This is a genomic window from Bradyrhizobium ingae, assembly GCF_055791185.1.
In genome coordinates, this window is sequence record NZ_JBVUBB010000011.1 from 188,416 (window position 1) to 199,413 (window position 10,998).

8 protein-coding genes are annotated in these 10,998 nt (G+C 64.1%); 7 read left to right on the top strand and 1 reads right to left on the bottom strand.

Features of this window, described 5'->3' with window-relative positions; genetic code table 11:
- Positions 1-174: 174 nt before the first annotated feature.
- Positions 175-3,099 (bottom strand): sensor domain-containing protein, encoded by a 2,925-nt coding sequence (locus ACV1FX_RS18885; RefSeq protein ID WP_473119048.1) that lies wholly within the window; start codon positions 3,097-3,099, stop codon positions 175-177.
- 352 nt (positions 3,100-3,451) lie between these two features.
- Between ACV1FX_RS18885 and ACV1FX_RS18890 the strand changes: the two genes are divergently transcribed.
- The 7 genes from ACV1FX_RS18890 (at position 3,452) to ACV1FX_RS18920 (ending at position 10,708) form a co-directional block, all read left to right on the top strand.
- Positions 3,452-5,473, top strand: a complete 2,022-nt coding sequence (locus ACV1FX_RS18890) for a YgiQ family radical SAM protein (RefSeq protein WP_473119049.1) — start codon at positions 3,452-3,454, stop codon at positions 5,471-5,473.
- A gap of 144 nt (positions 5,474-5,617) precedes the next feature.
- Positions 5,618-6,313: a DUF2270 domain-containing protein gene (locus ACV1FX_RS18895; RefSeq protein WP_473119050.1), complete on the top strand. Its 696-nt coding sequence runs from the start codon at positions 5,618-5,620 to the stop codon at positions 6,311-6,313.
- Between the two features lie 128 nt (positions 6,314-6,441).
- Positions 6,442-6,864, top strand: a complete 423-nt coding sequence (locus ACV1FX_RS18900) for a CBS domain-containing protein (protein WP_473119051.1) — start codon at positions 6,442-6,444, stop codon at positions 6,862-6,864.
- A gap of 128 nt (positions 6,865-6,992) precedes the next feature.
- On the top strand, positions 6,993-8,024 hold the full coding sequence (locus ACV1FX_RS18905; protein WP_473119052.1) for an alpha/beta hydrolase: 1,032 nt from the start codon (positions 6,993-6,995) through the stop codon (positions 8,022-8,024).
- Between the two features lie 276 nt (positions 8,025-8,300).
- Positions 8,301-8,462 carry a DUF3311 domain-containing protein gene (locus ACV1FX_RS18910; protein WP_473119065.1) on the top strand — a complete coding sequence of 54 codons (162 nt, stop codon included), beginning with the start codon at positions 8,301-8,303 and terminating at the stop codon, positions 8,460-8,462.
- Positions 8,463-8,526: 64 nt separating this feature from the next.
- Entirely contained in the window at positions 8,527-10,080 is a 1,554-nt protein-coding gene (gene mctP, locus ACV1FX_RS18915) for a monocarboxylate uptake permease MctP (RefSeq protein ID WP_473119053.1), read from the top strand.
- Between the two features lie 64 nt (positions 10,081-10,144).
- Positions 10,145-10,708, top strand: a complete 564-nt coding sequence (locus ACV1FX_RS18920) for a glycine-rich domain-containing protein (protein WP_473119054.1) — start codon at positions 10,145-10,147, stop codon at positions 10,706-10,708.
- The last annotated feature ends 290 nt before the right edge of the window (positions 10,709-10,998 follow it).

The following is a 10,998-nucleotide window of genomic DNA, read 5'->3' on the forward strand; positions in this document are numbered from 1 at the left end:
CTTGAATTGCTCTAAGATCGAGTGGTTCTAAATCGCGGCGCGCGTTGCCTGCGCTGGCTCAGACCGCGGCGCCGCGCGCGCAATTTCTCACGATGGCAAGGGCGAGAATCCGAGCGGTTCGCGCTCGGTGCCGTCGAGAGCGCGAAAGCACACGCCAAATGAATGCCAATCGACCTACCGCCGGGACAGGAGACCGTATCGTCGCGCGAGGGCAAGCACGGTCATCGGCTTGCTGTAGAAATATCCCTGGCCGATCTCGCAGCCAAATTTGCGCAGGAGACGCACCTGTTCTGCGGTTTCAACGCCCTCCGCCACCACATTCAGATCCAGAGCATCCGCGAGCGAAACGAAAGCGCGGACCAGGGCGGCCTTGCGGCGATCACGGTCGATGCTCATCGTGAACGACCTGTCGATCTTCACGACATTGATCGGGAAACGATCGATGTAGGCCAAGGCCGAATGGCCGGTGCCGAAGTCGTCGACGGCGATGGAGACACCCATGCGCGAGATCGCCGAAAGCGTCTCCTGAACGCCCTTGCTGTCCTGGAGCATCATTCCTTCGGTAATCTCGATCTCGAGCCAGGCCGGCGGACAATCGCTCGCCTCGAGCGCCGCCGCGATGTGCTCCGTCAATGCGCCGGTCGTGATCTGCCTCGGCGAGATGTTGACCGCCATGGTGATGGGATGAGCGCGGTACCGGTTCAGCCGCACGACGGTCGCACAGGCCCTCTCGAGCACCCAGCGACCGATCTCGACGATCTGCCCGGACTCCTCGGCGACGCTGATGAACCGATCCGGCGGCAGCGGACCGAGCGTCGGATGCTTCCAGCGCAGCAACGCTTCAACGCCCACGAGATGACCGTTGCCGAGCCGGCATTTTGGCTGAAACACCAGACTGAATTCCCGGCGATCGAGCGCCTGACGAAGAGCGTGACCGAGGGCGACCTTCTCCATGGTCCGTTGCGAAAGCTCTGGCCGGTAGAACTGGGCCTTGTTGCGTCCGTTCCGCTTGGCCTCGTAGAGTGCCTCGTCCGCCGATCCCATCAGTTCGTCGATATCCCATTCACCGCTCACGACGGTCGTGATGCCGATGCTGCAGGACACGAACAATTCCGACCCGCTGAGCCGGAACACCGGCGCCATCGCGCGCTGGATGCGTTCGGCGATCTCTTGCAGTTCGGCATCGTCGCGGATGTTCGCGATCAGAATGACGAATTCGTCGCCGCCGAGACGCGCCAGGGTGTCCGTCTCGCGGATGCAGGTGCTAAGGCGGCTCGCGATCTCCTTGAGCAGCTCGTCGCCACGGCTGTGGCCGAGCGTGTCGTTCACATCCTTGAAGTGGTCGATGTCCAGCAACATCAGGCCGACACCGCCGCGCGGACGTGTCCCCAGGCTCAACTCGTCCCGGACGCGGTCGTAGAACAGGGCGCGATTGGCAAGTCCTGTCAGCGAATCGAAAAAGGCGAGCCGCTGGATCCGTTCGCGTTGGCCGACAGAGGCCGTGATGTCCCTGGAGACGGCAAGGACGGTTTGCACCTGTCCCGTCTCGCCGATTTCGGGAACGAAGCGCGTGTGAACGGTCCCGACCTCATCGGGCTTCCTGACCTTGAACTCGGCTTCGCGCTTCTCGCCGCGCTCGAACACCTCTCTCAGCATCGCCGTGTATCGCGCCGTGTCGATAATCGGCGACCCCTGGTTGGGCGTCAGTCCCACGCCGTAGTTCCGGGCCGGACCGGTGAACTCCCGCGCTACCGGATTGATGTAGAGCCGACGCAATTCGGAATCGAACCGGACGATCGCGTCCGGCGAGTTCTCGGCAAGCGCCCGAAACTCCTGCGCCCGCTGCGCGAGCTGCTCCTCCATCCTGCGCCGTTCCGTGATGTCGCGCCCGATCGCGAGAACGCCATGGACCACTCCGTTGCGGTCCCGTTCGGCGACGATGGAGACGTGGTGCGTCCGCATTCCGAGACTTGCGACGGGCACCTGCGTTTCGAGAACCCGCGATTGGCCCGTGGCCAACACCGCCCTGACCGCATTGACGAAGCGGTCAACATGCGCGGTGCCGGCCGGATAGATCTCGTTCAGGGTTTTTCCGCAGATGGCATCGGGGCTGAGCCCCACCATCCGCGCATAGTGCGAATTGATGTAGGTCAGGCGTCCGTCGCAGTCGAGACGGATCACGTTGTCCGGGGAATTCTCGGCGAGCGTCCGAAGCTCGGTCTCCCGCTCGTGCAGATCGTCGATCATCTTCCGGAGATCGGTGATGTCGTGAACGACACCGGCGATCCCGATCACCTCGGCTTCCCACACGATCGGCGATAGCGATGCGACCAGGAATCGTTGGCATCCCGCTACGACCAGGCCTCTCTCAACTTCCTGTGGTTGCCGCGACTCGATCACGCGACGGTTGGCCTCCCAGAGTTCCTCAGCCACGTGGGCCGGCCAGACATCGTGCAATCGCTTTCCGATGAATTCGTCCGGATTGGCGCGACCGAGATCGGCGGCGTACATGGAGTTGACGGCCAGGAAGCGGCCCTCCACGTCAATCAGCCAGGCGGGGGACGGAATGCTGGCCAGCAGCGCGCGATAGTATTTCTCCTGCATCGCGAGGCGCTCCTGCAGGGACAACCGCTCCGTCACATCGGTCCAGAACGCCAGCGTGCAGTCTCGACCACGCCAGTTGAACTGCTTGCAGACGACTTCGGTCGGCACGAGCGCGCCGCTCTTGTGGCGATGAAGCGCGATGGTTGGGCCCGATTTGCGTGCGAGGCATTCCATCGTATCGCCAGCCCGGGAAGCGGGCCCGTCGCGCCAGATCAGATCGGCAAGACCCAACCGCGCGAACTCTTCGCGCGAATAGCCGAGATCGGCGCTCGCCCGATCGCTGAAGTCCAGGAAGCGCTGGCTTGCGCAATCGACGATCACGATGCCGCACGGCGCATGCTTGAACAGCATTTGGTCGAGCGCCAACTCGCCCGCCAGCGGCGGGGAGTCGGCCGTCGGCAGGTGCGACATCCCCGCATCTTCCGGCATCGGCGATGCCGATCCAGGACATGCCGCCTGCGTCGCAGCCGGATCGACCAATTCCGCCGTCTTCATGATCCCGACTGCCGCCATCCTGCTCGCATCAGGGCCGACGCTATCGACGCGCCGTGAATGCAACGTTACCTTCGCTCCGATCGAATTCGCATCCCGGATAAGGGATTCGCAAAATGGACCGCCACACCGTCAACACGCCAGTCGCCGCGTTCTGTTTCCCCGAAGCCTTACGGTCTGGCGGCGCTTGGCGATGGCGCGCGACACGGCTGCGAACCGGCAATTGTCGCCGGGATCCGTCAGGCAATTGCCAGCGGCTGAGGCCCAGGCGAGCCCGGATTGCCATCCAGGAACCCCGTTCTTTCACGTGTCCGTCGGTTGAATTCGGAGGCCCGGGGCTCTATCCGTAAGCACCATGAACACACAGATCATGACCGCCGAAAGACCCCTGATGACCCAGGCGCGGCCGCGCAATCCGGCGCCGTTCCTGCCCATGAGCCGCAACGAGATGAATGCGCTCGGCTGGGACGCCTGCGACATCGTGCTGGTGACGGGTGACGCCTATGTCGACCATCCGAGCTTTGGCATGGCCATCATCGGCCGGCTGCTGGAGGCGCAGGGCTTTCGGGTCGGCATTATCGCGCAGCCGGATTGGCATTCGGCCGAGCCGTTCAAGGCGCTGGGCAAGCCGAAGGTCTTTTTCGGCGTGACCGGCGGCAACATGGACTCGATGGTGAACCGCTACACGGCGGACCGCCGCCTGCGCCATGACGACGCCTATACGCCCGGCGGGGAAGGCGGAAAGCGCCCGGACCGCTGCACCATCGTCTACGCCCAGCGTTGCCGCGAGGCGTTCAAGGACGTGCCGATCGTACTCGGCGGCATCGAGGCCTCGCTGCGCCGGATCGCGCATTACGACTACTGGTCCGACAAGGTGCGCCGCTCGGTGCTGGCCGATGCCAAGGCGGATATCCTGCTTTACGGCAACGCGGAGCGTGCCGTCGTGGAGGTGGCGCACCGGCTCGCCGAAGGCACGGCGCCGCGCGATCTCGATTCCATCCGGGGCACCGCGCTGTTCCGCCGCGCGCCGGAGGACTACACCGAGCTGCACGCGGACGATCTGGACTCCGCCGACGAGGGCGCGGCGCGCCATCCCGGCAACACCGTGATCCGGCTGCCGGCCTGCGAGCAGGTCGAGCAGGACCGCGAAGCCTATGCGCGCGCGTCACGCGTGCTGCACCGGGAGAGCAATCCCGGCAATGCGCGGGCACTGGTCCAGCGCCACGGCGATCGCGACCTCTGGCTGAACCCGCCGCCGATCCCGCTGACCACCGAAGAGATGGACGCGGTCTACGATCTGCCCTACGCCCGCGCGCCGCATCCGGCTTACGGAGATGCCAGGATCCCGGCCTGGGAGATGATCAAATTCTCGGTGACGATCATGCGCGGCTGCTTCGGCGGCTGCACGTTCTGCTCGATCACCGAGCACGAGGGCCGCATCATCCAGAACCGCTCGGAAGGCTCGATCCTGCGCGAGATCGAGCGCATCCGCGACAAGACGCCGGGGTTCACCGGCGTGATCTCGGACATCGGCGGTCCGACCGCCAACATGTACCGGATGGCGTGCAAGGATCCGAAGGTCGAAGCGGCGTGCCGGCGGCCGTCCTGCGTCTTCCCCGAGATCTGCCCGAACCTCAACACCTCGCATGACGATTTGATCCGGCTGTATCGCAAGGTGCGCGAGACCAAGGGCATCAAGAAGGTGATGGTCGCATCCGGCGTGCGCTACGACCTCGCGGTGGAGAGCCCGGAATATGTCAAGGAGCTCGTCACCCATCACGTCGGCGGCTATTTGAAGATCGCGCCGGAGCATACCGAGCGCGGCCCGCTCGACAAGATGATGAAGCCGGGCATCGGCGCCTACAACCGCTTCAAGCGGATGTTCGATGCCGCAGCGGAGCAGGCCGGCAAGAAATATTACCTGATCCCCTATTTCATCGCGGCGCACCCGGGCACGACCGACGAGGACATGATGAACCTCGCGCTCTGGCTCAAGAAGAACCGCTACCGTGCCGACCAGGTGCAGACCTTCCTGCCCTCTCCGATGGCGACCGCCACCGCCATGTACCATACCGGCGTCAATCCGCTGCGCGGCGTGCGCCACGGCGGCAGCGACAAGGTCGAGGCGATCAAGGGCCTCAGGCAGCGCCGGCTGCACAAGGCGTTCCTGCGCTATCACGACCCCGACAACTGGCCCGTGCTGCGCGAAGCGCTGATCGAGATGGGCCGCCGCGACCTGATCGGCTCGCAGCCCCACCAGTTGGTCCCAGCGCACCAGCCGCCCGGCACCGGCAAGGCCGCCGGCACGAAGCGCCCGGTGCGCCCGGGCGGCCGCACCCAGCGCTTCACGACGAAGGGCGTGCGCGTGATGAAGTGAACGGCAAAGCCGTTGCGGTTGAACGGCGCTGCGTCGGGCGCACGCCTCACTGCCATCAATCGCGAAGTTGTCCAAACGAAGCGGAATCGTGGTAGTATCACCGCGTCGCTGCTGAAAGCGACCTGAACATTTCACTGGTCTCGGGTGGTTCGCGCCATGCTCAGGCCTTCAGAAGATACGCGTGAAATACCGGAGCTGAACCCGGCTGAATTTGGTGCGATTGCCCATCTCTATCGTGGGGAGATCTATCGCAGCACCATCTGGCGAACACGTCTCGACAACACGACCAACTGGTCGATCGTGACCTTGGGCATTGCCCTGTCGTCGACATTCTCCTCTCGAGAGGCATCAGCGCTGCCGCTCATTCTGATAGGCATGCTGCTCGCGGTCTTTCTCGGACTCGAGGCGCGCCGTTATCGCTATTTCAACGTCTGGCGCGCGCGGGCGCGCTTCCTCGAAACACATTGGTACGTTCCGATCCTGAGCGGCAAACGCGGAGAGGACGATGCACGTTGGCGAAACATCCTCGCGGAAGATTACCTTCATCCGCGTCATCACATCAGTTTCGTTCGCGCCGCCGGGCGTCGCATTCGTCGCACCTATATCTGGATCATCGTGATCCAGACGTCCGCCTATGTCGGCAAGCTCGCGATCCATCCGCAAATGGCGGCTCATCTCGATGAGCTCATCGATCGCGCCGCCATCGGCCCGATCCCGGGTTGGGTGGTGATTTGCTGCGGCCTTCTCTACAATCTCTGCTGGGTTGTGCTCGCCGTCACGACATATTGGCTTGACCGGCGAGCGCATGGAACACGCCCCTCCGCAGGCGGAATGGGTTGACAAGAAGCGCCGCGGCCCCGCGGGCAAGACGGTGGGGTGATCCGGTACGCGCATCGCGGCGCGCGTGCGGTCGTGCCCGGTTCGTTGTATAGTCACGCGATGGGGCTGCGTTCGCAACGGAGGTCCTCATGAAGGTCAGAGACGTGATGCACAAGGGCGTCGATTGGGTCAGCCCCGACACCCCGATCACCGAGATCGCGAAGTTGATGCAGGGGCACGACATCGGCTGCATTCCGATCGGCGAAGACGACCATTTGATCGGGATGGTGACGGATCGCGATATCGTCTGCAAAGGCCTCGCAGCCAAGGACTTCAACGCCGCGCGCATGACGGCGCGGGACGTGATGACCGAAGGCATCCATTGCTGCCGGGAAGACGACGATCTGGCGAAAGCCGTGCACCACATGGAGACGCTGAAGATCCGGCGGCTGCCCGTCATCAACAAGAGCAAACGCATGGTCGGCATGATCAGCCTCGGTGATGTCGGCCAATCCGCCACCACCGATCTGTTGACCCAGTGCGTCAAGGGCGTGTCGGCCCATCATCATTGAGGCGACGCCGGCTCGGTTCCCGGGAACTCGCCTGATCGTTCGCAGCCCCGTCGTTTTCTCGCCCCCATTGTCGTTCAGGGAGCTGGACGGGGCGGCGCTACGGTGGGCACAGTTCCCAAAGGTTTCTTGTGATCGACCGACGTCCTCTACAACGCGACTCTCTCGATTCGCTTCTGTCACGCCGCGTGCTTCTGCGCGGGCTCGTGTCCGCAGGCGGCGCGCTCGCGCTTGGCGGATGTACAGGCCTGGGCGCGACCGGCGCGCGCTTCGACGCGTCGTCTCTCTCCGCTGATCCCACATTGCTCATCACCACCACGCGCAAGCCCGTGAACGGCGGTCGCACGAAACCCTGGTTCGGGCCGGAGCGCGCGACCACGATGACGGTCGCGCGAGCAAAGCTGGTGGCGCCGGACGAGAGCCGTCTTTCTCTCGCCTCGGTCGGAATTGGCGATTGGCGCCTTGACCGGGTCGAGCCGGTATCGACCGACATTGGCGATCTCCTGGCGCAGGCCGGCGCCGGGGGAGACGTGCTGATCTATGTGCACGGCTTCAAGCAGACATTCGAGACGGCCGCGCTCGATGCCGCCCACCTCTCCGATGGGATCAGGTTCCGCGGCCGGACCATGGTGTTCTCCTGGCCCTCCAAGGCAGGACTGTTCGACTATGCCTATGACCGCGACAGCGCGATGTGGTCCCGCGATGAATTCGAACGCGTGCTCTCATCCATCGTGTCGGCACCAGGCAGCGGCCGCGTGCACATCGTTGCGCACAGTATGGGAACCATGCTGACGCTCGAAAGCCTGCGCCAGCTCTATGCGCGATATGGCGACACCGTCACGGGCAGGATCGGCGCGGTCGTGTTTGCCGCGCCCGATATCGACATGGATGTGTTCTCGTCGGCGATCCACCGCATCGGTCCGCTTGCCGGCAAGATCACCGTGATCGCCGCGACGAACGATCGGGCACTGGCGCTGTCGGGGCAGATCGCAGGCGGAATGACACGGGTCGGCGCCGCCGAGAAAGCCGCCATCGAGCAGCTTGGCGTGCGCGTGATCGATGCCTCCGACGCCGGCTGGGGCATCATCAACCACGACCTGTTTCTGTCCAACGCCGACGTGCAGCGGGTGATCCGACGCTCAATCGACGGTACGACAGCCTGAGGCGGGCCGCGACATAGCCCAACCGCCAATGGAACCAGGGAACAAGTAATGCGTTGCCGGGCGCAGAGAAGGCTGCGCGGAAGGTAGCGAGCCCCCGGCTTTCGCCGCCGGCACCAGCAAGAGCAGCTCTGTTGCCTCCGCACATTCGCTGGCTTGGCCGGTGAAGGAGGTCCCATGCCAAACGGCGTCGGTTCGCGAAACAGTCCAGGAAACAGCTTGAGAGAAGCGGCCACCAGCCGGCCGGACCAGGAACACGCCGGGTGGAGCTGGTGGTACCTGCTCCTCCTCATTCAATTCATCGCCGTCCTCTGGCCGCCGTTCTACAACATGGCCGAGCCTGAGCTCGTCGGCATCCCATTCTTCTACTGGTACCAGCTTCTCTGGGTCATCATTGGAGCCATCCTGACTGCGATGGTCTATTTCGCGACGGAGGAATAGCCGGTCGCGCGTACGATCAAGCAAGGGGAAGCGATAACGAGGAGGGCCAATCGGGAGGAGCGCCGTGCAGGACGTCAACTGGACTGCCTTGATCATCTTCCTGGTGCTGTTTGCGCTGATCACCTGGCTCGGCTTTGCAGCGGCGCATTGGCGCAAGGGCGACCTCGACCAGTTGCACGAATGGGGGCTTGGCGGACGTCGCTTCGGCACCATCATCACCTGGTTCCTGATCGGCGGCGACCTCTACACGGCCTACACCTTCATTGCGGTTCCGGCGCTGGCTTTCGGAGCCGGCGCGGTCGCCTTCTTCGCTGTCCCGTATACGATCATCGCCTATCCCGTTCTCTTCCTGGTTTTTCCGCGGCTCTGGTACGTCTGCCACCGGCACAACTACATCACGGCCGCCGACTTCGTCCGCGGGCGCTTCGGCAATCGCTGGCTCGCACTGGCGATGGCGGTCACCGGCATCGTCGCGACGCTGCCCTATATCGCGCTCCAGCTCGTCGGGCTTCAGGTCGTGATCGGAGGGATGGGCGTTTCCGGCGAGGGCTATACTGGCGACCTGCCGCTGCTGTTCGCGTTCATCATCCTCGCCGCCTTCACCTATTCGAGCGGGCTGCGGGCCCCGGCCTCGATCGCCATCGTCAAGGACATCCTGATCTACATCACGGCGTTCGCAGTCATCGTCGCCGTCCCCATACAGCTTGGCGGCTTTGAGAAGATCTTCGCAGCCGTACCGGCCCAGAAACTCCTGCTGGCTACGCCCGGCGCCAACACGACCGGCGCTTATGGAGCTTACGCGACGTTGGCGCTCGGATCGGCGCTGGCGCTCTTCCTTTATCCCCATTCGATCACGGGCATCCTGAGCGCCAGCAGCGGACGCGCCGTCAGGCGCAACGCGGCGCTTCTGCCGGCCTATTCGTTCATGCTCGGCCTGCTCGCGCTCGTCGGTTTCTTCGCGATTGCCGCAGGCGTCGGCACGCTTCCCGAATACGCAGCCGGCTTCAAACAGTTCGGCAACAATTTTGCGGTGCCGGCCCTGTTCCTGCACAGCTTCCCGTCATGGTTCGTCGGCATCGCCTTCGCAGCCATCGGCATCGGGGCGCTCGTGCCGGCCGCGATCATGTCGATCGCGGCAGCCAATCTCTACACGCGCAACATCCACCGCGAATTCATCAACGGCTCGCCCACCGACAGGCAGGAAGCCCAAATGGCAAAGCTGGTGTCGCTGATCGTCAAATTCGGCGCGCTGGCCTTCATCGTGTTCGTGCCATCGAAATTTGCGATCTACCTGCAGCTCCTCGGCGGAATCTGGATCATCCAGACGCTGCCCGCCGTGATGCTTGGCGTGTACACGCGCTGGTTCAACGAGTGGGCGCTGCTCATCGGGTGGGCGGCTGGAATCGTCGCCGGCAGCGCAATGTTCGTCGCCGCAAATCTGACCCCGACCTATACGCTTGCAGTGGGCGACTTCACTTTCCCCGGCTATTCCGCGCTGTACGCCGTCATCCTCAATCTCGTTCTGACAATCGTCCTCACGCCGCTGTTCAATCTCGTGAGCGGTGCTTCCGCCGACGAGACCCTCGCAGCCGAGTATCGGGCGCCGTTGCGAACTTGAGGAATTATCGTGCTGCCATGATCCTATGCTATCCTCGCTCATGGATGACCATCGGGAGCCCGGGTTGCAGCGCCAGCAGTTCAAGATCGACATCCGATCCGGCGAGCCGGACTGGACGCCGGCGCGCGAGGCGCTGTGGCAACGCATCGAGCAGCACGATTTCGAACCCGAGACGCCATTGAACTTCACCCGGCGCCTCGCGCGCGACCATGGCTGGAGCCTTCAGGAAGCCCGCGCGGCCGTCGATGCCTATCGCCGCTTCTGCTTTCTCGCCGTCGTCTCGCCGACGCCGGTCACGCCGAGCGAGATCGTCGACGAAGTCTGGCACCAGCATCTGATCTATTCGCGCGACTACTGGACGATCTGGTGCGGCGAAAGATTGCAGGCACCGCTGCACCATGATCCCACTCCCGGTGGGCCCGAGGCCCAGGCAACCTATCGCCGGCAATATGCCGAGACGCTCGCGCTGCATGAGCGCATGTTCGGGCCGCCGAGCGCGGAGCTGTGGCCGGCGACACATCTGCGCTTCGGACGCCAACGCTATCATGTGACGGACCGCCGCCGCTGGCTTATCATCCCCAGACCCGTCGCATGGATTCGCGATCGATTGATGAGGACGAAGCGATGACATGGAATCCGCTGGACTGGACGGCCGGCCCCTTCCTGACTCTCTATCTGACCAGCGCAGCCATCATCTTCCTGCTGGGCTATCATTTCAGGTCGACGATCGGTCCCGCCGCAAACGCGACGCGCCAGTTGAACGCGCTGGAGCTGGCCTATCTCGGCGGTGGCGCGCGGCGCCTTGGCGATGTGATCCTGCTCAGCCTGACGTCTGTCTCTTATACACATCTGACGCTGCCGACGACTAGTGGGGGGGGGGGGGGNGGGGGGGGGGGGGGGGGGGGGGGGGGGGGGGGG